The 22,654-nt window shown below is 52.8% G+C and carries 24 protein-coding genes; 9 read left to right on the top strand and 15 right to left on the bottom strand.

Going from position 1 to position 22,654, the window contains the following annotated elements; all coding sequences use genetic code 11:
• Positions 1–32 precede the first annotated feature (32 nt).
• The 4 genes from MUG09_RS14565 (at position 33) to MUG09_RS14550 (ending at position 2,864) form a co-directional block, all read left to right on the top strand.
• Positions 33–989 carry a helix-turn-helix transcriptional regulator gene (locus MUG09_RS14565; protein WP_244772170.1) on the top strand — a complete coding sequence of 319 codons (957 nt, stop codon included), beginning with the start codon at positions 33–35 and terminating at the stop codon, positions 987–989.
• A gap of 57 nt (positions 990–1,046) precedes the next feature.
• Complete coding sequence (locus MUG09_RS14560) at positions 1,047–1,193, top strand: hypothetical protein (protein ID WP_244772169.1); 147 nt, start codon at positions 1,047–1,049, stop codon at positions 1,191–1,193.
• Between the two features lies 1 nt (position 1,194).
• A complete protein-coding gene (locus MUG09_RS14555) occupies positions 1,195–1,401 on the top strand; it encodes a hypothetical protein (protein ID WP_244772168.1) in 207 nt (68 codons plus the stop codon).
• 179 nt (positions 1,402–1,580) lie between these two features.
• A complete protein-coding gene (locus tag MUG09_RS14550; protein WP_244772167.1) occupies positions 1,581–2,864 on the top strand; it encodes a uracil-xanthine permease family protein in 1,284 nt (427 codons plus the stop codon).
• A 70-nt stretch (positions 2,865–2,934) separates the two neighbouring features.
• On the opposite strand, the gene MUG09_RS14545 is transcribed toward MUG09_RS14550, so the two are convergent.
• Positions 2,935–4,089 (bottom strand): iron-containing alcohol dehydrogenase, encoded by a 1,155-nt coding sequence (locus MUG09_RS14545; RefSeq protein ID WP_244772166.1) that lies wholly within the window; start codon positions 4,087–4,089, stop codon positions 2,935–2,937.
• A 307-nt stretch (positions 4,090–4,396) separates the two neighbouring features.
• Here MUG09_RS14545 and MUG09_RS14540 point away from each other — a divergent pair, with 307 nt between their 5' ends.
• Positions 4,397–5,281 carry an HRDC domain-containing protein gene (locus tag MUG09_RS14540; protein ID WP_244772165.1) on the top strand — a complete coding sequence of 295 codons (885 nt, stop codon included), beginning with the start codon at positions 4,397–4,399 and terminating at the stop codon, positions 5,279–5,281.
• Here the strand turns inward: MUG09_RS14540 and MUG09_RS14535 are convergent.
• Both MUG09_RS14535 and MUG09_RS14530 read right to left on the bottom strand, forming a co-directional pair.
• The gene (locus MUG09_RS14535; RefSeq protein ID WP_244772164.1) at positions 5,271–6,182 is read right to left on the bottom strand and encodes a ketopantoate reductase family protein; all 912 of its coding nucleotides are present in this window, start codon (positions 6,180–6,182) and stop codon (positions 5,271–5,273) included. The genes MUG09_RS14540 and MUG09_RS14535 overlap by 11 nt on opposite strands.
• The gene (locus MUG09_RS14530; protein WP_244772163.1) at positions 6,179–7,249 is read right to left on the bottom strand and encodes a M20/M25/M40 family metallo-hydrolase; all 1,071 of its coding nucleotides are present in this window, start codon (positions 7,247–7,249) and stop codon (positions 6,179–6,181) included. The genes MUG09_RS14535 and MUG09_RS14530 overlap by 4 nt, the downstream gene beginning before the upstream one ends.
• A gap of 63 nt (positions 7,250–7,312) precedes the next feature.
• On the opposite strand from MUG09_RS14530, the gene MUG09_RS14525 reads away from it, so the two are divergent.
• From MUG09_RS14525 to MUG09_RS14510, 4 genes are all read left to right on the top strand, one after another.
• A complete protein-coding gene (locus tag MUG09_RS14525) occupies positions 7,313–8,317 on the top strand; it encodes an aldo/keto reductase (RefSeq protein ID WP_244772162.1) in 1,005 nt (334 codons plus the stop codon).
• A gap of 4 nt (positions 8,318–8,321) precedes the next feature.
• Complete coding sequence (locus MUG09_RS14520; RefSeq protein ID WP_041380823.1) at positions 8,322–8,684, top strand: iron chaperone; 363 nt, start codon at positions 8,322–8,324, stop codon at positions 8,682–8,684.
• Between the two features lie 133 nt (positions 8,685–8,817).
• A complete protein-coding gene (locus tag MUG09_RS14515; RefSeq protein ID WP_244772161.1) occupies positions 8,818–9,516 on the top strand; it encodes a P-II family nitrogen regulator in 699 nt (232 codons plus the stop codon).
• Complete coding sequence (locus MUG09_RS14510) at positions 9,513–11,378, top strand: DUF1538 domain-containing protein (RefSeq protein WP_244772160.1); 1,866 nt, start codon at positions 9,513–9,515, stop codon at positions 11,376–11,378. Before MUG09_RS14515 ends, MUG09_RS14510 begins: the two co-directional genes overlap by 4 nt.
• Positions 11,379–11,397: 19 nt before the next feature.
• Here the strand turns inward: MUG09_RS14510 and MUG09_RS14505 are convergent, their stop codons facing one another.
• From MUG09_RS14505 to MUG09_RS14450, 12 genes are all read right to left on the bottom strand, one after another.
• The gene (locus MUG09_RS14505) at positions 11,398–12,147 is read right to left on the bottom strand and encodes a MerR family transcriptional regulator (RefSeq protein WP_244772159.1); all 750 of its coding nucleotides are present in this window, start codon (positions 12,145–12,147) and stop codon (positions 11,398–11,400) included.
• Positions 12,148–12,214: 67 nt separating this feature from the next.
• Complete coding sequence (locus tag MUG09_RS14500; RefSeq protein ID WP_244772158.1) at positions 12,215–13,249, bottom strand: GGDEF domain-containing protein; 1,035 nt, start codon at positions 13,247–13,249, stop codon at positions 12,215–12,217.
• A gap of 1 nt (position 13,250) precedes the next feature.
• Complete coding sequence (locus tag MUG09_RS14495) at positions 13,251–14,312, bottom strand: cobalamin B12-binding domain-containing protein (protein ID WP_244772157.1); 1,062 nt, start codon at positions 14,310–14,312, stop codon at positions 13,251–13,253.
• 68 nt (positions 14,313–14,380) lie between these two features.
• Positions 14,381–15,115 (bottom strand): FadR/GntR family transcriptional regulator, encoded by a 735-nt coding sequence (locus tag MUG09_RS14490; RefSeq protein ID WP_244772156.1) that lies wholly within the window; start codon positions 15,113–15,115, stop codon positions 14,381–14,383.
• 45 nt (positions 15,116–15,160) lie between these two features.
• Positions 15,161–15,928, bottom strand: coding sequence for an HpcH/HpaI aldolase family protein (locus MUG09_RS14485; protein WP_244772155.1), 768 nt, complete (start codon positions 15,926–15,928; stop codon positions 15,161–15,163).
• Positions 15,925–16,848 (bottom strand): dihydrodipicolinate synthase family protein, encoded by a 924-nt coding sequence (locus MUG09_RS14480; RefSeq protein WP_244772154.1) that lies wholly within the window; start codon positions 16,846–16,848, stop codon positions 15,925–15,927. The genes MUG09_RS14485 and MUG09_RS14480 overlap by 4 nt, the downstream gene beginning before the upstream one ends.
• 12 nt (positions 16,849–16,860) lie before the next feature.
• Entirely contained in the window at positions 16,861–18,150 is a 1,290-nt protein-coding gene (locus MUG09_RS14475) for a TRAP transporter large permease (RefSeq protein ID WP_244772153.1), read from the bottom strand.
• Positions 18,147–18,677, bottom strand: coding sequence for a TRAP transporter small permease (locus MUG09_RS14470; protein ID WP_013608354.1), 531 nt, complete (start codon positions 18,675–18,677; stop codon positions 18,147–18,149). The genes MUG09_RS14475 and MUG09_RS14470 overlap by 4 nt, the downstream gene beginning before the upstream one ends.
• 69 nt (positions 18,678–18,746) lie before the next feature.
• Complete coding sequence (locus tag MUG09_RS14465; RefSeq protein ID WP_244772152.1) at positions 18,747–19,745, bottom strand: sialic acid TRAP transporter substrate-binding protein SiaP; 999 nt, start codon at positions 19,743–19,745, stop codon at positions 18,747–18,749.
• 186 nt (positions 19,746–19,931) lie between these two features.
• Positions 19,932–20,753, bottom strand: a complete 822-nt coding sequence (gene budA, locus MUG09_RS14460) for an acetolactate decarboxylase (protein WP_244772151.1) — start codon at positions 20,751–20,753, stop codon at positions 19,932–19,934.
• Positions 20,754–20,802: 49 nt separating this feature from the next.
• Positions 20,803–22,122: an MATE family efflux transporter gene (locus MUG09_RS14455; RefSeq protein WP_244772150.1), complete on the bottom strand. Its 1,320-nt coding sequence runs from the start codon at positions 22,120–22,122 to the stop codon at positions 20,803–20,805.
• 27 nt (positions 22,123–22,149) lie between these two features.
• Positions 22,150–22,605: a NanQ anomerase/TabA/YiaL family protein gene (locus tag MUG09_RS14450; RefSeq protein ID WP_244772149.1), complete on the bottom strand. Its 456-nt coding sequence runs from the start codon at positions 22,603–22,605 to the stop codon at positions 22,150–22,152.
• Positions 22,606–22,654: the final 49 nt, after the last annotated feature.

Here is a 22,654-nt window from a genome sequence, read left to right as displayed (position 1 = left end):
CACGGGAGAGCCGTTTTGTGTATACTGGACGTATGAGCCAGATAGAACGCATCGTTTTCATCAACCGTACCATCGAGGAAGATGGCGGGGTCCGGACCGCCCGGATCATGAGCGAGTTCTCCCTATCCCGCAGACAGGTGCTTAGGGACATCGACTTCATGCGTGACCAACTCAAGGCGCCCATCGCCTATGATCCTGAAAAACGATGGTATGGATATACCGAAAGCTTCACTCTTTTTTCGAACTCCAATGAGCGGATGCTGGTGCTCAATGCAATCTTTCGCAGCCTCGCCCAGTCGCAGGGGCTCATGGGAACCCTGACGGAGATGATCAGCGAAGGAATCGACAGCGGACTGGAAAAGAGCTATCGATCCCTCTCGGACAAGATTGTATTCATCACCCCGGTCCAGGACTGGCCGGACTATGAGGTCTTCAACAGGATTTGTGCGGCCATGAAGAGCGGGGAGCGGATGACCATGCACTATAAAAATGCAGCAGGGCAGCTCTCCAAGCGGCATATCGAGCCATTGAGGTTGATCAACTACAGCGGTCGCTGGTATCTGGTCTCCTATGACCTGCAGCACAAGGAGCTCAGGACCTTTCACCTCAGCAGAATCATCGAGCTCGCCCAGATTGCGGGAGATAGGATGAAACAACGTTACAGCGACGCCGAGCTCGATGCCTTCATTCACTCCGGCTATGGCATATTCATGGGCAAAGAGGTGACCTATGTGACTTTTCGTGCCTACGGCTGGGCAATACACACGCTGGCCACCCAGACCTGGCATGCACAGCAGAAGCAGCGTATCATCAAGGAAGCAGGGGAGGATGTCCTTGAAGTGACGCTGCCGGTTGCAAACCTGCATGAAATTCTCTCGGCGCTTCTTTTCTTCGGGGCCCAAGCCCGACCGATCGATCCCCCGGAGTTTGTTGCTTTGTACGAACAAGCAGTTGAGGCGATGCATAATCGCACAAAATCTTCTTACTGAGACATTCTATGTCACACCCCTTGTCGTATGCTGGAATCAGAAACGAGGAGGGAGTATATGCGTGAACAGACAAAAAACCTACCAGTGTGGTATGACAGGATGCTCTCATCGGTGCCTCTTATGGTGCTCTTTGTGCTTTGCGTCCTGATCTCTTCACCCATATTGCTGCTCTACGGGGCGCTCTCCCCCCTCTTCAGGAGGTAGCATGCACACACAAGAAAAAAGAACGGAACGACCGGGTAGGAAAATCGGGGCCGAGCGCAGGCGCATCGCCCGCATGATTCTTCGTGACTTCTACGAAAGCGAGCAGTTTTCCATGTTGAATCGTATGGTTCAGCTTGCCATGCTGGAGCTCTGTCCTGCTCAGGAGCGGATAGGCGACCAAGAGGACGGAGTACGCAGATTGGCATGATGTTGCAACTTGGTGCTGTTTTTGCACATATTTTGCATATTCATGCAACAATGCACTTCCCATGCTCCTTGAATTCTCGGTAGGATGGAGAGACTTCCTGCAAGTCATCATCCCCCCCTGCCTGTTGTTTGTACCAAGAGCCTAGGTTCTTTGTGTGCACAGGTTCAAGGAGCTCTCTGATGGCAAACCACCCATCCAGCTTTGTAAAGTATGGTCCGGCCGATAAGCCGCCATTGGGACAGTGGATACCCTTGAGTATCCAACATGTCTTCGCGATGTTCGGTGCGACCATTCTCGTACCCATCCTCACCGGGTTGAGCCCTAGTACGGCGCTCTTCACCGCTGGTACGGGAACCCTGCTCTACATCTTGATCACCGGTGCCAAGGTTCCGGCGTTCCTGGGTTCCTCGTTTGCCTTCATTCCTGCATTGATAGCCATCAGCAGCAGCTATGGCGTCGCGTATGCAATGGGAGGTGCCTTCGTCTCAGGCTTGTTCTACACCCTGGTGGCCTTCATCATCAAGAAGGCCGGCTACTCGTGGTTGAACAAGGCCCTGCCTCCGGTGGTGATCGGGTCGGTCATCGTTGTCATCGGTCTTAATCTTGCCCCCACTGCGATGGGCATGGCAATGAACGATGCAAACGGCAACTACAGCCTCTTCCTGTTGACGATTGCCGCAGTCACCTTGACCCTCACCATCGTTGCCAACATCTTCTCCAAGGGATTTTTCAGCATCATCCCGATTCTGCTCGGCTTGCTTGGCGGATACTTTTTCGCCCTTATCATCGGCCTCATCTTCCCCCAGTACGCCTTGATCAACTTTACAGCAGTCAAGGATGCGGCATGGTTCGGTCTGCCGACTTTTGCTCTTCCAAAATTCAATGTGGTTGCGGCTGTAACCTTCATCGTGGTGTCGCTGGCAACCATCTGCGAGCACCTTGGCGACACCCTTACCATCTCCAAGGTCGTAGGCAAGGATTTCTACAAGGATCCGGGTCTCGATCGGACCATCGCCGGCGACGGCCTTGCGACCTTGTGGGCATCGTTCTGGGGTGGGCCTCCGAACACCACCTATGGTGAGAACATCGGTGTTTTGGCACTCACCCGTGTCTACAGCGTCTGGGTGACCGGTGGGGCTGCCGTTGTAGCAGTCTTCCTCTCCTTTTTCCCCAAGTTCGGCGCTCTCATCCAGACGATTCCCAATCCGGTGCTTGGCGGCATATCCATGCTGCTGTTCGGCACCATCGCCTCCAGCGGCCTGAGAACTTTGGTCGATGCAGGCGTCAACTACGAGGACAAGCGCAACCTGACGATCAGCAGCGTAATCCTGGTGATCGGCATCGGCGGGGGTACCCTCTCCTTTGCGATGGGCAAGGACCTTACGTTCTCTCTCGCCGGTGTCGCTCTTGCCACACTGGTCGGCATCCTGTTGAACCTGGTTCTGCCCAAGACCAAGGAATAAGTACACCTGAGAGTATTGGAAAGAGAAAGACCGCTCGAACGAGCGGTCTTTCATCAATCTCAAGCAATGGTTACTCCACGGCCTTGCCATAGTAGGCGGCCTCGAAGAGCATCTTCACATCCAAGGCGGTAGGCTTTCCAGGGTTGGTAAGCGTGCAGGGATCCTCCCATGCATGCTTGCTCATCCTATCAAGCACCTGTTTGAACTTGGCCTCGTTGAAGTCGACCTCGGTGCAGTCCTTGAAGCAGGATGGAATGTCCATCTTCCTGTTCATCTCCTCGATTGCCTTGGAAAGGTCCGCAAGGCCAAGCATCTTCTCGGCATAGGCATACTTGTCGCTGACTTTGCGGTTGTAGGCGATGACATAGGGGAGCAGGATGGCATTGGCGAGTCCGTGGGTGACACCGAATTCACCACCGATTTTGTGAGCCATCGAATGGACCAGGCCCAGGGATGCGTTGGTGAAGGCCATGCCTGCAAGAGCGGAGGCTTCGTGCATTGCTTCACGAGCTGCGAGATTCTTCGGTTCGGCATAAGCGACCGGCAGGCTCTGAAGCACCATCTTGATGGCCTGCACGGCATACGGATCGGTGAAGGCGGTTGCAGCGGTGGAAGCGAGTGCCTCAACTGCATGCGCCATGACGTCCATGCCGGTATTTGCGGTGATATGCTTGGGCATGGTCATCGGAAGGGCCGGGTCGAGAATGGCGATATCAGGAACCATGTCCGCTGCGACGATGGGGTACTTGATGTGCTTGGCCGTATCGGTGATGACACTGAAGGCGGTAATTTCACTTGCGGTACCACTGGTTGAGGGAATGGCGATGAACTGTGCTTTGTTACGAAGTGAAGGCATGCTTCCGGGTGTGATGATATCCTCGAAGCTGAGCTCGGGATGCTCATAGAAGCACCACATGACTTTTGCTGCATCCAGAGCCGACCCGCCGCCGATGGCCACGATCCAATCAGGACCAAAGTCAAGCATGGCCTTGCCACCCTTGACGACAGTCTCCACCGAGGGGTTCGGCTCCACACCGTCGATGATGATCGACTCGATGCCGGCTTTCTGCAGCAGGGCTGCAGCTTGGTCGAGGAAGCCGAATTTCTTCATGGAGTTGCCGCCGGTTACAATGGCAGCGCGCTTGCCTTTCAACAGGGAAAGTTTTTCAAGGGAACCTTCTCCGTAGTAGATGGTTCGGGGAATGGAAAAACTCATGGTACTCATAACTCATCTCCTTGGGGTCTTCTGTATGAGTACAAGATATCGATATTTATTTATCGTGTTAAGAGTGTAGTATAAAATGTATAAAGATTTGCAGGAAAAGCAAAAGTATTGCATAATAAGTAGTAAATAATATCTATAGAGGAATATATAAAAAGAAAATAGTATAAAAATAGATGCTTTAATGTAAATAATATCTTTTTAAAGCTGTTAATTAGAATATTAATCGTATATACAGCTTCTCTGCTTTCTCAAGTACACAGTCCCAAGAGGTTCTCTCTTTCTCCGCTATTTGGTATGCTGTCTCCCTATGCGTATGTACACCATGATTGATTCCGATGCAAAGCTGGCAGACCTGCAGTCCCAGTGGAAAGAAAAGGGCATCAGTATTGTTGCCATGGATTTTGAAGGTGAATTCAACCTGCATATTTACGGGGAGCATCTCTGCCTCATCCAGCTTTTTGATGGATCGGCCTATGCGTTGGTCGACCCCTTTACCATCTCCAAGGATGCCTTGAAGGCTTTCTTGGAGGACGGCTCCTTGTTGAAGGTGATGTTCGACTGTGCGAGCGATTCGGCCTTGGTACGCAAGCAGTACGGCATCCTGCTCGAAGGCGTCTATGACATTCGCCTTTCCGCTCTTGCCCTTGGGTATACCGGCAATCTTACCGGGCTGGTGGAGCGCTACATTCCTGAAGCAGAAAAACCCAATCTTTCCAGCAAGAAGAAGAATCAGATGACTAACTGGCTTGTGCGTCCGCTGAAGGCCGACCAGATCGAGTATGCACTTTCGGATGTTGAACACCTCTTGGTGCTCAAGGACATCCTCGATGCCGAGGTTGCAGAGAAAGGCCTGACAGAGAAAGTGAATCTGGAAATGCAGCAGGCAGGCAGGAGCAAGGGACCCGATAAACCGGGTTGGACCAAGTTCTCGTCGTGGAAGTACCTCTCCCGTGAGGAGAAGGTGTTCCTCAAGCACTTCTTCCTTGCCCGCGATGAATTGGCCCGCAAGTATAACGTACCTGCAGTCAGGATACTGGAAAAGCATGTGCTGTTGCAGATGGCCAAGGATGTACCCTCGTCGGATGCAGACTTCCATGTGTACTGCAACAATTGCACCGCCAGGAAACTTGGCGAGCTGACAGCCAAGCTCAAGAGCGCAAAAACCAACGCACTCGCTGAACTCAGCCGTTGAGCAGCATATGCTCCTTGGCCTGAACCAATAGCGATAGTGCCTGGCAGGTGGGAGTACTGACGCCGTGCTTTTCACCCAGCTTGATCACCGTACCGCAGAACCACTGGTTCTCCGTTCTTCTCCCGGCTTCCATATCCTGACACATCGAGGTCTTGCCCTCCGAGCCGAGGCTGCAGACGATTCTGTGGTTCTGTTCGATCAGGGAGTCGGGAAGGAGTACTCCTTCCTTTGCTGCCACCATCTGTACTTCCCTGCAGATCAAGCGGGCCAAATCCAGCACTGATGGTTGATCGAAATCAGCATAGGTCGCATAGATAAGACTGCTGATCGTATTGTAGGTGGTATTGAGCATGAACTTGTTCCACAGCTGCAATTGAATGTCCTCGGGAACGACATAGGCGATGAGCGCTTTCTCGAAGAGGTCCTTGATGGCCATAATCCGCTCGCTGATTGCATTATCCTTCTCTCCAAACACAATACGTCCCTCTGCGGTATAGGTGATGGTATTGCCTGTATGCGTAGAGTTGAGCCCGACGGCAAAACTGTAGAGCACCTTCTCCTGCCCAAACTCCGATGCAAGAAGCTGTTCGCTTTCGATGCCGTTGAGCAATGAGAGAATTGTGGTGTCGGGACCGACCGAAGACTTCATCAACCGGATGGCCTCTGCCAAGTGATGATTCTTCGTTGCCAGAATGACTAGATCGGCTGCCTCGGCCTCGTCGCTCGTACAGTAACGGAAAGGAGCCTTCTCGCCGTTGAGAAAGATTCCCTCTGTCTCATAGCGCAGTTTGCGATTCTCATCGACCAGAAAGCAGACATGCTCTTTTCCCAGCAGATTGTGCAGTCTCAGTCCATAGAGGGCTCCGACAGCCCCGCATCCTATAAGGGTAATGTTCTTCATAGCGTTGCAAGCTCCAGTACCAAGGAGCCCAGACGCTCCAGTTCTTCAATGGGGATATACTCATTGGTCGTATGTGCTTCTTCGTAGCCGATGCTGCATACCAAGGTGGGGATGCCCATCTCATTGAGAATATTTGCGTCGCTGCCTCCCAGAGTGGGCTCCTCACGGTAGGGGAGTCCCAGCTTGGTGCACGCGTGCTTGAAGGTTTTCATCACCGGGCTGTCCTGTTGGTGGCGGTAGACCTCATAGAGGTGCTCATGGTGTATCTCAACGCTCCCTCCATGCCTTCGGGCGGCATCCAAGAGCTCTTGTTTCATCCGCTCGGTCTGCTTCTTGAGCTTCTCGTTATCCAGGCTTCGTGCCTCGAATACGAGCCGGGCCTTGTCGCAGACGATGTTCTTCGCCCCTGGGGCGATGAACGAGCCGACATTGGCGGTCGTCTCATGGTCGATGCGCAAGAGCGGCATGGCGCTTATCGCCTCGCTGGCCATTTGGATGGCGCTGATGCCGGATTCGGGTTTGAAGCCTGCATGGGCTCCCTTGCCATGGAAAACGGCCTCGATTTTATCGTAGGAAGGAGCGCCCGTGACGGCCAGTCCTACTTTTTGCGATGCGTCGAAGGTGAATCCGTACTGAACACCCTGAAGCTTGTCCACCTCAAGCTGCTTGGCGCCGATCAGCCCCTGCTCCTCGGCGGTGGTAAAGAGGATGACCAGGTTTGGATGGGCAAGCCGGTTCTCCTTGATCGTCCGTAATGCGAAAAGGATGGCAGCGACGGCCGCCTTGTCATCGGCTCCGAGGGCTGTCGTACCGTCGGTTCTGATGATGCCGTCCTCAACGACCGCTTTAGCCCCGCGTGCCAGCTCGACGGTGTCCATATGGGCGTTGAGCAGGATGGTGCTTCCTTCTCCGTTCAGATAGCCGTAGAGGTTCCCCGCCTCGTCATAGTCGGTGTAAAGCCCTGCTTCAAGCAGCGCATGCTCGAGCAGCAGGGAAATCTTCTGCTCCTCGAAAGAGGGGGAGTCGAAGGCTACCAGGGAAAGAAATGTATCTACGAGTGTTTGCATGTTCTGACTATAGCACAGGCAAATTTGCTTTGACCACACCCTTGTGTGTTGTATAGTGTAGCTATGAACACCTATACAGCAGCACAGTCACGATACGATGGCATGCAGTACCGCTATGCAGGACACAGCGGTTTGAAACTTCCTGTTCTCTCATTGGGACTCTGGCACAACTTCGGCGACGGCGTCGACGATGGGGTGTGCAGGCAGATGATCGCAACGGCTTTCGACCATGGGATCACTCATTTCGACCTTGCCAACAACTATGGACCACCGGCCGGCAGTGCAGAAACCCGCTTTGGCAGGATGCTCGCCGACCAATTCGGCTCCTATCGCGATGAGATGATCATCTCCACCAAGGCAGGCTACTACATGTGGCCCGGCCCCTACGGGGAGTGGGGAAGCCGCAAGTACCTGATCGCCAGCTGTGATGCAAGCCTGAAGCGCATGGGCCTTGAGTATGTGGACATTTTCTATCACCACCGCCCCGATCCCAACACCCCGCTTGAGGAGACGATGGGAGCCCTCGCCCAGTTGGTCAGGCAGGGAAAGGCGTTGTATGTAGGGATCTCCAACTACCATAGAACCGATGCACTTAAGGCCATGGCATTGCTCAAGGAGATGGGGTGTCCCTGTGTACTCAATCAGGTCCGTTACTCTATGCTCGACCGATGGGTCGAGGACGACCATCTGTTGGATGGCATGAAAGGCGAGGCGGGAACCATCTGTTTCTCACCGCTCGCCCAAGGCCTGCTCTCCAACCGCTACCTCGATGGCAGCATCCCCCCCGACTCCCGGGCGAGTAAAAGCTATTTCCTCAAGCCTGAGACGATTACTAAGGAGCGGGTGGAGCTTCTCAACGGTTTGAACGCCATTGCCCGGGAACGTGGGCAGAACTTGTCAGAGATGGCAATTTCCTGGCTTCTGGTGGACAAGCGGGTCACCAGCGTGCTCATCGGCGCCAGCAGTGCCGAGCAACTGAAGGTGAATCTGAAGGCTGTAGAGAATAAGTCCGACTTTACCAATAAGGAGCTCTCGGAGATTGATGCACTGTGCAAAAGGTGGAAGTGAAACAATGAATGAATATGCAACAGAGGTGGATGACTACATCAAGCAATTCGATGGCGAGAAGCAACAACGATTGCAAGCAATTCGTGCATTGGTGCATCGGATGGTCCCTTCTGTAAGCGAATGCATTTCGTGGAGAATGCCCACCTTCAGGCTTGCCGAAGGTGGGAACATCATCCAGATGGCAGCGTTCAAGAGCCATATCGGACTCTACCCTGAGCCTGATACAATACAAGCGCTTAAGGCCGAACTGGCAGGGTTTCCCACCAGCAAGGGGGCGATTCAGCTGCCGCTGGAAATTCCGCTGCCCTTGGAGCTGATTGCAATAATTATTGGGTATCGACTCAACCTTTTGCAAGAGAAGCAATAACCGATTTCCATTGGAATCCTGAGGGCAACAACTTTGCCAACCTCAACAGGATTGGTTGGGCGTAGTGTATGCATGAGCTTGAACATTTTTTGGGAATTCAAGGAAAAGTATGGTATAACAATAGTATACACACATGGGTTATGAGTATTCATCAGGTGCAAGGGAGCTTACCATCGATACCTTATTTTTTGCTGTTGTCAACAAAGGAAAGGCAAATATTCTGCTGCAAAAGGCCCAGGAGCTTGGAGCAATCGGGGGAACCATTCTGCTCGCAGAAGGAACCACACGCTCAAGATTCTTCAATACAGTCAGACCTTCCCAAGCTCACAAGGAAATTGTGATCATCAGCGCAGGGTATGAGCTGTGTGTCGGCTTGCATGAGATGGTCTTCCAAACATTCAAATTTTATAAGCGACGAAAGGGGATTGCATTCTCCATCCCATTCAAGAATTGGGATACCGTGGAAAAGAAGCCTGATCCCAGCCAAAAACCTATGGATGACTATTTTGCCCTTCTTACTATTGTGGAGCGGGGCAGGGGAGTAGAATGCGTGTACGCAGCACGAAAAGCAGGTGCGAGAGGTGGCACCATTGTGCATGGACATGGGGCGGGTATACCAAAGGACTTCTTTTTTTCTCTGAACATAGAACCACAGAAGGATATTGTGATCATCCTATCCAAAAAAGATACGCTGCAGGCGATCAAAGAGAGTATTACCGAATCACTGAGCCTGGCGAACCCAGGTAATGGAATTCTCTTCATCCTTCCGGTTCTCAGGACCAGTGGTTTATTTGAGAACAGAGTTGCAGAGCAGAGGGGAGTCAGGTCATGAATCTTCTCTATGGTAAAGTCAAGGAAGTCCTGCAATCACTGGTCCCTCTCGTGCTGGTTGTGGTGGCATTATGTTTTACCATCATAGAAGTGGAAACGGATATGTTTATTCGCTTCTTGGTTGGAAGTACGATGCTCTTGGTGGGGCTTGCTCTTTTCTTATGGGGAATCGACCTATCCATGCACCCCATCGGCGTGTACATGTCCAATGAGGTTGCTACTTCCAAAACCTTCCTAGGGGTGGTGATTTTAAGTTTTTTGTTGGGATTTCTCATTACGGTTGCCGAGCCTGATCTTTTGATCCTGGGTTCACAAATTGAGGAAGCGTCGGGCCATACCCTCTCAAGCAGGCTCATTGTATATATGGTGTCAGGCGGGGTGGGCCTGCTGATTTCACTGGGCATTCTCCGCCTGCTCAGGGATAAGCCATCGATCAATATCTTCCTGCTGATGACCTACTTGGTCATTCTTGTACTGGGCTTTCTAGTTTCTGAGGAGTTTCTTGCAATATCGTTCGATGCTTCAGGAGCAACCACTGGAGCTTTGACGACTCCTTTCGTACTGGCTTTAACACTTGGGCTATCCCAGGCGAAAGGCGGCAGGCATGCCGAGGAAAACTCATTTGGCTTGGTTGGCATCATGAGTACCGGACCCATCCTCGCAGTCATGTGCATCTCTTTCATCACCGGGCAGCATACCATTCAAGGTGAGGCCAGTGTGTTTATTCCTTCCGTCGGGGTAATCGCTCCGATTCTGGAAAGTATTCCTGCAACATTAAGGGAGTCCCTGATCGCGCTCCTGCCGATCACGCTCTTGTTTTTTGTGTACAACGGATTCAAATTTAAACTGAAGCGAAAGGAAATCCTTGGGATTATCAAAGGCCTATTGCTTGTACTTATCGGTCTAGTGTTGTTTCTATCCGGTGTACACGCAGGCTTCATGGATATGGGCAGGGTGATTGGTATGCAGATCGCCTCGATGGATACGAGACTCCTTATAGCAGTAGGATTCCTCTTCGGCCTGATCGTCGTCCTCATGGAGCCGGCAGTGCATGTCCTGGGCGTACAGATCGAGGAAGTCACTGGAGGTACCATACCTCTCGGACTCATCCGTCTGACACTCTCTTTGGGTGCAGCCATCGCTATTTCACTCTCCATGGTTCGCATCACTGTTCCTGAAGTGAAGTTATGGTATTTCCTGCTCCCGGGTTTTGCTTTCGCTTTGTTCTTGTCGTTTTGGTGCAATCCCGTGTTTGTCGGCATCGCATTTGATGCAGGAGGGGTTGCTTCCGGTCCGATGATGGCAACCTTCGTTCTGGCCTTTGCACAAGGAGCCGCCTCGGCCATCCCGACAGCAAACGTGTTGGTGGATGGATTCGGCGTCATTGCCATGGTTGCCATGGCTCCAGTTTTTTCCATTATGCTTTTAGGCACACTATTCAGACAGAAGAAACCCATACATATCACCGAAGAGATACCCATGCTGAGCAAGGCAATCGGCCAAGAGAAGCGAGTCGCCGACCATACGTGCATGCTCGTACTTGTGAATCGCGGATTTGCCGATGATGTAGTCAGCCTTGCCCGTAAAAGCGGGGCAACCGGTGCCACTATACTTGTTGGCAGAGGTTCAATAGAAAATAGTGCTTCAAAAATCCCATTTTTCAACTTGGAATTGCAGCCCGAGAGGGAGATGGTATTGCTCATCACGCCACAGAACATCAGCAATCGTGTTGCTGAGCAATTGATTGCCGAGCGGCAGAGTGTTTTCGACGGTTTCTTATCGGTCTATGGTTCTCCAACCGAAGCTTTCATCAAGACCTACGCTGTACGAGATGAAGAAAAGCCCTCCAATTCAGAGGGCTGAGTGGCTGAACTATTTTTCCTTATTCCTCATTCAGACAAGCCAGCACCGCGTCACGCAGGAAGGCTGCCTTTCCGAGATAGTAGGCGTTGAAACGCTCATCGTCGACGTATATGCGAACCAGATTTGCATGCGCCTCCTTGTTGTAGGAGGGCCAGGTGTAGGCAAGCCATTGCTTGTGCATCATGGCCACCTCCCGGGCAAGGGGCGAGTAAACGTCTCCCGTTTTTTCCGCCTCGACAAGCTTTTCCAACAACCGGACGCCCAATTCGTTCATCTCATTGTAGGTCTTCTCATCCATACCCATCATCTGTGCATTCGACTTGGCCACCGTCTCCTCTCCATACCGTGCTCGAATCTCTTTTCCGAACTTCTTCTCATTCTCCTCAATCAAATTTCTCTTTAATCCCTCAAATCGTTCTTTGTCTGTCATGGTTCTTTCTCCTCTCTGTTCTGCGATGGTTGTTTCCAAGGTGCGAAGCAGACTCTCCAAGCGGTTGCGTCTTGCCAGCAACCGCTTCCTCTGGTCCTCCAAGGCCTGCAAGGTGGAAAACCCGGGATCTTCCATGATTGCCTTGATGGTTGCCAAGTCGAAGTCCAGCTCCCGATAGAAGAGAACCGTCTGCAGTCGTTTCAAATCTTCTTTCGAATAGAGCCGATAGAGCTGCCCCCTGTCCCGTTTGGGACATACAAGGCCCAGCTCGTCGTAATAGCGCAACGTACGCTCGGAAATCGAGGCAAGCTGTGCGACTTCTCCAATGGTGTAGTCCATGTTTGCACCTCCTGATATGGCTATACACCCTGACGTAACGTGAGGGTCAAGAGGCAGCCAATTTTTTTTACTGCTCGGAATATCGCTGGTCGTACAGCAGCTTGTCAAATACCCGGTATCCGTGCTTCCCGCCGCGTTTGGCCTGATACATGGCCCAGTCGGCATACTCGATCAGCTCGAACAGGTTGGTTGTATCACGGTTATAGACGGCAAACCCGACGCTGCAGCTGATTGCAAGCTCCCCTATGGACGTGGAGAGTGGACGCTCGGTGACATATACTTCAAACTTCCGGTAAAGTGATGAGAAGATTTCATCATCGACGGATGCAAGTTCGTGCATATAGAGACCGAACTCGTCGCCTGCGATGCGCATGGCAATAGTGGATTTCTCGAATGGAAGGGATGCAAGACGTTTTGAAAAGGCAACCAAGTACTCATCCCCTACAGCGTGCCCATAGGTATCGTTGACGTGCTTGAAGGCGTCGATGTCGATGAAGGCGAACAGACCGAGGGCTTGGGGATTGGCGTTGATCACACGCTGCATCTCGGAGCGGTACTGGTAGCGGCTGACCAATCCGGTCAGCGGGTCCTTGACCAGGCGGTTGTTCAGATCGAGATTCAACGCTTCAAGTTTCTTGTTCGCCCGCTGAAGCTCCCGTTGGGTGTTGACCAGCTGGTTGTTCAGCTTCTGGATCTGCTCGAAATGACTGTAGACCACCTGCGAGTTGTGCAGTGAAAAACGGGAGTGCATCGCCGCAACCTGCTCAATCATTTTGAAGAGCAGGTGTTTCTGACGTTCCTGTAGGTCGGGGGGGAGCTCCATGAGATAATCGACGGCGAGCACCCATACATCCTGGTCCAGGCTGAGGATGAAAAAACAAAGCTCAAGCCGCTCCTCGACGATCACTACATGCGAGCAGAATACCTTGTGTTTCTCCAGCAATGCCGACGTAAAGGTCTTTTCGAATGTTCTCCGATTATCCTCGTCAAACAGTTCAGCCAAGGTTGTTTTGTAAGGAATGGCCAAGGAAATCGGGTCGGACCAATAGGCTTCCTGCACGACGCCAAGGGTTGTGGTGCGGACGAAGAAGGAGTTGCTCACGCTACTTCACCACCTTATCGGCCCAGGTGATCAACTCGGTGGCCAGATCGGTATGGATGTCCACCGGCCAACGCTCATAAATTCTATTGCTGGTGCTGAATGCTCTGCCTCCCACCGCTATCAAGATTTCGGGATAGGTCTTGCGGATAGCCAATACGGCCTCATGACAGAGCCCCAGATACTGGGGCATGGTCACCGAAAGTGCGACAAGGTCGGGCTTGTGTTCGCCGATTGCATGCACCAGGGCGTTTGTAGGAACTGCCGAGCCGAGGAAAATGCTCTCCCATCCATGGTATTCGAAGAGGTCGCTGACCATCCTGCCTCCCATCTCATGCAGTTCACTGCCCACGCAGCAGGTCACTATCTTCTTCTCCTTGGATGGCTGGCTGAAAATGACGGGGTAGAAGAGGGAGAGAATCATCTGGGTGGTGGAGGTGCAGTAGTGCTCCTTGTCCACGGTAATCTTGTTCTGGTGCCAAAGCTCTCCGACCTCGAGCATGGTCATGCGGATGATGTCCTCGTAAATCTCCTCGATGGGAATACCGGCAGCCTCTGCATCACGGATGATTTTGGTCGCCTGCGCAGTGTCGCTGCGCAGCAACGCACTCAGGTAGGCCCTCCTGATCGGCACATGCCGACCCTGCAGAAACTGTTCGGACACCTTGATGTTGTCCACCGCATCCTCGGTGACGACAATGGCCCTCTGCAAGTAGCTTTTTGCCAAATCGACCTGCTCATCCTTGTAAAGCTCATCGGCACAGGATGAAAGGATGCGGTAGTGGTCGACCATCTGGTCCTTGATGCGGTCCCGGTCGATGTCCTTCATGAGATTACACAGCAACTCGAAGAGCCAGAGGGCGTAGTTGGAAAAGATCTTCTCATCCTGCAGGTTCACCGCCGTGGTGAGGAAGCTGAAATTGTACAGGATGTCCTGGAACATCAGCTGCTTGCGCCGCTCATCCATCTCATAGACGAGTTTGGAATCGAGTTCGAACTGGCGGTCGAAGATCTTTTGGGCGAGGGTGATAAGCTTGGCTTCGATGCCGGAAAGAAGCAGACTCATGAAGTACCTCCTACCAAGAGCTCACGTGTAAGCATATCAGCAAAAGGTGGTGATGGATATCTGAATCGTCAAGGAGTCTGTTTTTTAGCTGTTGCACCCTGTCGGTCGAAGAACTGGACATTGAGGCTGGAGACCTTCAAGTGTTCGACCATCGCCTGGTGGACCGCCTTTGCATCGCGATTGAGCAACGCCTGATAAATCTCCCGATGACGCTTGATTGCATCCTCGATGCCGCCCTCGATGAGAATGCCCTTGCCCATGTAGTCGCGCAGCAGGGAGGTGAGCACGCCGACGAACATGCTGAGCAGCTCGTTGCCGGTGGCTTGGGCGATGGCGATATGGAACTGTTCGTCAAGCTTGACCCGTTCCTTGAGCGGAAGGCTCTTGTCCTCGAATTTGGAGAGGATTTCGTCCATCTCCTTCAGCTGCTCGTCGGTGATGCACTTAACCGCCCGGTCGACGGAGCTGAGCTCCAAAATCTCACGCATTTGAGTCAGGTCGTCGCTCTTGATGCGGTCGACCTGCATGATGCGGTTGACGGCATTCATAACGGTATCGTTTTCCGGTCGGGTGATATAGGCTCCACTACCGTTCTTGAGCGTAATCAAGCCCCGTTCCTGCAGTAGTTTCAGAGCCTCCCGGATGACCGGACGGCTGACGTTGTACTGCTTGGCAAGCTTCATCTCACCGGGTAGTTTCTCAGCCACCTTGCTGGTGGGGGAGGAGAGAATGACCTCTTCCAGATGGTCTGCAATCTGTTGGCTGAGGTTTACCCGTGAGAGTGAGAATTGTGATATATCCATGCAGACCTCCTATCGAACCATCTTACCCAATTCGAACCGTTGTATCTAGGTTCTTCCAACCATGGCAAAGGTTCGCTTTGCACCCTGGTGCAAAAACGAGATGTCATCCCCGCAGCTGATGAAATCCACACCCATCTCTTGGTATATCCTGATCGTCCTCTCATCGGGTCCGATCGATACTCCGACCGGCTTTCCTGCCTTCTTCGCAGCATCGATGACGCGCTGCGCGAGCTCAAGCACCTTCTCGTTCAGGCTGTCGCCGAGCAGGCCGATGGAGGCCGACAGGTCGTTCGGTCCGATGATCACCGCATCGAGGGCGGGCAGGGATAGTATTGCCTCAATGCGCTGTACCGCACTGATGTGCTCGATCTGGATGATCCTCACAAAGCTCTCCCTGCTCTGCTGAAGGTATGTCTTCAGGTCCTGCTGGTTGTAGGCAATGGCACGCCTTGGCCCGAAACCCCTCGTTCCCTCGGGTGGATACAGGCAAAGCTCCAAAACCTGACGGGCTTCAACCTCGTCCATTACCTGGGGAATGATGATGCCGTCGATGCCCATCTCCAACACATACTTGAGGTCTTGCATCTGTTGGCCCGGCACCCGCACAAAGGCGGCGGCCCCGCCTGCATTGGCCGCCATGACATGCAGCAGAAGGTTCTGCTTGTCAAACGGCCCGTGTTCGGCGTCGATCCAGATGAAGTCGTAGCCGTAGCGGGCCAGTGCCTCGGTGATGGCAGGGTCGTTGAGAAATACGTGTCCGCCCAGAACCGAACCCGACTTCAGCCTGGTGCGAAACTCCGCTCCCCGGTTCATAGCTTGAGTCCCAGAAGCGCGCGCATCTCAGCTTCCATCCTGATCAGGCTCTGGATTTCCAGACGTGCATTCTCGTTGAGCAGGGAGATCGGCTTGGAGCGGGTGACCAAACTCATCGGTACATCGGTGAGGTCGTAGTGGTATTTTGCGTTGACCGGATAGGCTCGCGCTTCGGTGACTGCAGCAACGGTAAGGAAGTCCATGACCTTGCGTGCAAGAACCGGCTCTGTCCTGAAGTGCTCATACATCCACTTGTAGATGTCGATGTGAAAGTTTGCCATAACCCCGTTGTAACCATGGTAGCCTGCGATCCAGGAGTCCAAAAGAGTAGCTGTGTTGGCATTGAACAGGGCCAGTTTGGTTCCCTTCACCAGCTCGACACGGCGCTTCTCGATTTCCAGGGAGCAGGAGACGTCCTTGAGGAAGACCAGCTTGTCCTCCTTCGCAGCCCAGGCGAGAAAGTCGTCGGTAAGCAGTCTCAGATAGGGATACGGGCACTCATACAGGCCGAAGGTGACATCGCTCAGCTGGTCGAAGATGTCCTGGGCGTTGGCGTTGAAGACAGAGCTGTCTTCATCGGCTTTTGCCAGTCGGTTGGAGACCAGCACCACGGCATCGACTCCCGTTTGGGACATCGCTCCCAGTTCTTCTATTTGTTGTTGATGGTCATCGCTGGTATGACCGCTTGCGATGACCTTGATCCTGCCTTCGGCTGCCTCGACGACCGCCTTGGCTATATCGAGCTTCTCCTGAAGCGAGAGGAAGAACATCTCGCTGGACTGGCAGACGGCGAAGATTCCGTCGGCGCCACGGTCGATGTACCAGTTGGTAAGGGCCTTCACTGCCGGAAAGTCTACCTTGTTGTCGGCGGTAAAGGGGGTGATCATGGTCGGCCAGCAGCCGTTATAGGGTGTTTTCATTGACATAACTCCTTAGATAAGTCCTGCTGCACGGGGCAGGAAGAGGGTGATCTCGGGGATGTAGGTGATCAGGATGAGGACGATCAGCATGACTATAATCGGCCAAAGGATTTCACGCATGATATCCTTCAGCGGAGTGCCGGAAATACCGCTTGTGATGAAGAGCAGCATACCGAACGGCGGGGTGGAAAGTCCTACCATCATGTTGAAGGTGACTACCAAACCGAAGTGGATCATGTCGATGCCCAGGGCGTTGGCCACGGGAATCATGATGGGCACGAAGACCAACTGGATGGTGGAGGTGTCCATGAACATTCCCAGGATCAGGATGACTACGTTTACGATGAAGAGGAATGTCCACTTGCTGCTGGTAATTCCCAATATCCAGTTGCCGATGTTGGCGGCTAGTTGCTCACGGGCGACGATGTAACTGATGATGGTGGCAGCTCCGATCATGATGCTGGTTGCCCCCACATCCCTGATGGAGTCCTTGACCACATTCAAGAGATCCTTGAAGCCCAATGCCTTATAGGCGAACACAGAAATGATGATGGCATACAGGCCTGCAATTGCTCCTGCCTCGGTCGGGGTCATGACTCCGGTATAGATGCCTACCAGCAGGATGACAGGAGTCAACAGGGCGGGAATCGCCTTGACAGTGGCGGAAATAAAAGTTTTTAGGACGATCTTCTCGCCGCGTGGGTAGTTGCGTTTCTTGGAAACGATTGCTACATAGATCATCAAGGCAATCGCAAGCAGGACGCCTGGAACCATGCCGCCCATGAACAGTGCTCCCACCGAGGTTGAGGAGAGCATGGCATAGATGACCAAGGGAATGGACGGGGGGAAGATCGGGCCGATGGTCGCCGATGCTGCGGTGATGGCACAAGCAAACTCAGGTTCGAAACCGCTTTTCGTCATAGCTTCAATTTCAATTTTGCCCAGGCCTGCCGCGTCGGCAATGGCCGATCCCGTCATTCCGCTGAAAATCAGCGATCCGAGAATATTCACCTGTCCCAAAGCGCCCCGCATTCTTCCCACAAGCCCAAGGGCGAAATCATAAATCATCTCGGTGACTTTCCCTGAGTTCATGACATTTGCAGTAAAGATAAAGAGCGGGACTGCGATGATGACGTAGTTGGTGTAATAGGTGTTCATGACCTGGTTGACGACCAGGCTCAGGTCTGCGCCCTTTACCAGCAGGTAACATGCAGCTGAAGCAAGCATGCCCAAGGCGATGGGCATCCTGAGAACGAAGATCAGGATGAATACGAGCAGGGTGATGAATAAGGGAAAACTCATTTCTTTACCTCCCCGAGCAGCGGGTCGTAGCTGTGGTCGAAACTATCGGAAAGTTTTCCGGTAATGACCTTCCAGTCCTCCAGGACCGGCTTGATGCTGTAGCCGATGATGGCCAGGAGGAAGTAGGTGAAGGGGAGAAAGATCCAGGTGTAGGAGACACGCAGGACCGGGGTTTTCTGGAAACCCAGAAAGAAGGCGTATTTGAAGGAGGGGACTACCATCACTGCAAAGGTGATGATGATCAGCAGATTGCCCAGCAGTCGTGCAACAGCTGCAACCTTGGGGCTGTAGGCTTCATAGAGCATGGTGAACTGGACGTGTCCCTTGCGACGCATCGTGTAGCAGGCACCAAGGATGACCGACCAGCAAAATCCGATGACAATCACGTCCTGGGTCCAAGTAAGAGGATGGTTGACCACATACCTGAAGAATACTTGCAGGATGAATGCCAGAAACAAGAAGATGAAAGCGGCGGTAGGAATGTAGACTTCCAGCACCTCTCTGATAAATAACGCTAGTTTTCTCACGTGGTTGGTCTCCTGTTCAATTACAAGAAGAAACCCGGGGCAGGCAGCCCCGGGTTCGTAAGTGATTGCTTACTTTCCAGCAGCTACGACTTTGTCGAACATCGCCTTGTCCCATTTCTGAGCGTAAGGGCTTGCCAGATACTGTGCCAGAACGTGGTCGGCGAATGCATTCAGGTCTGCATTGTAGACCTTCAGGCCTGCGTTTTTGAAGAACTCGACCAGTTCAGCCTCAGCCTTGAGGTTGGTGCTGTCGCAATACTCGATGCCGGCCTTCACCCCTTCCATGACCCAAGCCTTCTGTTGTTCGGTAAGGGACTGCCATTTTGCTTCGTTGATGGCGGGCCATACCGAGTCAACCAGATGGTTGGTGATGGTGATGGATTTGGTTACTTCATAGAACTTTGCGTTCTTGGTGGATGGAAGCGGATTGTCCTGGCCGTCGACGGTCTTGGTCTGCAGTGCCATATACAGTTCGCTGAAGGAGATCGGGGTCGGGTTGGCTCCCAGAGCCTTGCCCAGGAAAATCCAGGAGTCGGAGTTCGGCATTCTCAGGTTCACACCCTTAAGGTCAGCCGGGGTCTTGATTTCCTTGTCTGCAACCAGGTTGAGCTGGCGGGTTCCAAGGTATTGTGCACCGAGGGGGCGGATTCCCTGCTCCTTGGCGATGCGGTCGAACACCTCAGCGCCGATGGGGCCGTTGAGTACGCTGGTCATGTGGTCGTAGCTCTTGAAGATGTAGCCTGCGGTAAACATGGATACCCAGGGGCTTCCATCGGTCAGCCACGAAGCTGCAGTGGCGGTCATGTCGGCCTGGCCGCTCTTGACCGCCGATACTTCCTGCTCCTGCTTGAACAAGGATGCCGAATCGTAGGTAAGAACCTTGATCTGTCCATTGGAAACGCGTTCGACGGTTTCCTTGAAGACGCGCATGGCACCGGCGTGTGCATCGGTGGGGACTGCGGTCATGGTATAGACCAATTCAACGGGCTTGACTTCAGTTGAAGCTTGGGCGAATGCCATGGGAAGTACCAGGGCTGCCAGCAACAGGGTGACGATTACTTTCTTCATTGTTTCCTCCTCAGGACCGCAAAGCGGCTAACAATGTTCGATGCGTTTCCCGGCGTATGCCAGGAATATAAATCTGCTTAGCTGTAAAGCTGTCTTACAGGTTAATGATTGCATGGGTTTTCCTGTCTGTCAAATGGAAAGTACATGAAAGTACAAAGCAGTTGCTCGGACAACCAGTGTGATCCCCTACTTGCGCATTCCTTCAATGGATTGTGTCTCCCGGGATAAATCATGGGTGATGTCCAGGGAGGCAAAACTCTCACTGTCTGGGAGGATGAGGTGATAAGTCCGCATGTCTCCAATTCCCAGAAGAGCCCTTTCAATGTCCACCTCAAGCAGATGACCTCCCTTGCTCCTGTCGGACGAGAGGAAATGGAGATGCCAGCCGCTCATGTTGATGCCTTCTACGTATGGCGGGCAGCGCATCGCTACGATGGTGCCCTCAAGATTCTCATACATATACTCTTTCTGCTGCGCGGCTACCACCGAAAGTCGTTGATAGGGTTTTTCTTGGGCTGGAACACTTCGTACCCGTATGAATTTGAAAAAGCCTGTCAGTGTAGCTGCATAAAACCGGTTGAAGTCATTGGTTGTTGCTCCAATGACCTCATCCATATTCATTTTGAGAGTCTCGATTCCCTCCAGCGAAGAGACTTTTCGCTCATCAATGGTAGGCGAAAAGTGGGTTGCCATGGCAAAGGGGACAAGCATTGAATCGGAGGCCTGCAGTACCGTACCATCGGCTTTGGCCTGGTAGACCACTGTGTCCAGCATGATCATCTCCCCGTCCAGGGTATCGAAGGTCCCGATTCCGGTGTCCCCCATGGTCTTCACCTCTTCAACGCTCACAAATCCATCGTACTCTCCGAGCAACAGTGCATTGAGCAGTGAAATCTGGGTGAGCCGGCCACTCTGCGTATCGAGGGATCTGCATCCTGCGAGCAGGAACAGTAATACTAAAAGACCGATCAGAGTGAACATACGTATACGTCGAATAGAATGATGCATGGAATGCCTCCAAGGGCGTTTGGCTTATATAATCATACAATCACAGTTACTACTTCGGAAACGAGAAATCGTGTTTTTTCTCTCGATTGAGAAGCACAAGCGTCAGCACTCCGGCCAGCACATCCGAGAGAGGAAAGGCGAACCACAGGCCCTTGGGGCCAAACAAGTAAGAGCATATGAGAAGCAGAGGTAACAGCAGAAGGAACTGCCTGCTGGTCCACAGCAGCAACGACTGCAAACTCTTGCCGATACTCTGAAAGTATGCTGCTCCCAGGCTCTGGATTCCGATGAGGGGAATGGTTGCCAGCACGATGCGAACCAAGGGGATGGTTGAGGCGATGAGAGTTTCATCACTGCTGAAGAGCACTGTCACCGGACGGGTGAACACTTGGAAGACGCCGAGCAGCACCATTGCGATACCTATCTGCCACAGAAGGGAGAGCTTGATCAAAGAAGCGAGCCTCCTACTATTCCCTGCTCCATAGCTGAAGCCTGCAATGGGGGAGAAGCCCATCACCAAGGCGGAAAGGGGCAGGTAGGCGAGCATGGTCAGCTGGTTGATGATCGTGTATGAAGCCAAAGCCGCCTGCCCTGCAGTCTTGATCAGCAAGGCATTGACGGTGGCGATGATGAGCGTGGTTCCCAGCTGACGGACCAAGGAGGGAAGGCCGAGGGGAACAATCTCCTTGAGAAGTGGGAATGCAGGCTTGTGCGGCCGAAGCAGCAATTTCTTATTCATCAGCAGCGAGCATGCATAGATGCATGCACCTGTATGGCCGAGGGCGGTTGCCAGCGCCGCTCCCTTGATACCCCAGCCGAACTTCAGGATGAAAAGGGCGTCCAGGACTATGTTCACGCCATTACCCAGCAAGAGAAGCAGCAGGGCTTTCCCTGCCTTTCCTTCGGAGCGCAGAATCGCGGCAAAGAACGTGGAAGCACAAAAGAACGGGGTGAAGGGCAACAGGACAACCAAATACGAGAGAGCCTGTCCCTTGACGGCAGGGTTGTCACCTTTCAGAAGCAATGAAGGTGCCAGGAAAAAGAGAAGGGCCAGACTGCAAACGGTCAGCATAAGGGCTATGAAGGCAGCGCTGAATGCCGACCCGGCTCTTTTTTCGTCCTGCTTTCCCAAAGCCCGGCTGATCAGAGATGCCGAGCCTGCTCCGAACATTTGGGCGAACGCAACCAGAAACAGTTGGACAGGGGATGCATAACCCAGGCCGGCAAGAGCCAGTTCTCCCACCGCCCTTCCTAGGAAAATGCTGTCGGTGATGCTGTACAGCGAACTGGCCAGCAACGCGATAAGCGACGGTATGGTCAGCTTGGCAAGCAAGGAAGGCAGTGCATCGGTGGCAAGGTTTGTACGCATGCCCTATGATACACGACCTTTGATGAATCAGGATACGAGAATCTTGAAAACCACCTTCACTACTTCAGCTGGTTTGCCATCGACCAGATTGGGAGCATGGGGTTCTCCGGGGAAGAAGAGAGCAAAGGTGGTGGTGTCGGCGTGGTAGCTTACCTGCCTCCTGCCTTTTAGAAACATGGCTTCCTTGGCCGGATCATACTCCTGTACTGTCTCCAGTCCATCCTTGGATGCAATGTCCATGCGTTCGAAGCCTGAAAGGAGAATCTGGACGTCAACCTCTTTGCGATGAATTTCATAGATGTCGCTTTCGGTCTTTTCCGTATGATAGGTGAAGAGGTTGTAGCGTACAGCGGGGTTATCGGTCTTATAGCTTCCGAAGCTCTGGTTCTTCAATACTCCACTCTCCAGAATTGTACAGACTGTCTCCAAAGCGGGAAGGGCTGGTGCATAGCGGTGCAAGTCGCTGAGTTTGTCAATAATCATCTCGAATTCTCCTTGTCATCAGCATATCCAAACCATTGCTTTTGGGAAA

The sequence above is a fragment of the Sphaerochaeta associata genome (assembly GCF_022869165.1).
Taxonomy (GTDB): domain Bacteria; phylum Spirochaetota; class Spirochaetia; order Sphaerochaetales; family Sphaerochaetaceae; genus Sphaerochaeta; species Sphaerochaeta associata.
This window is presented reverse-complemented; position numbering and strand designations above follow the sequence as displayed.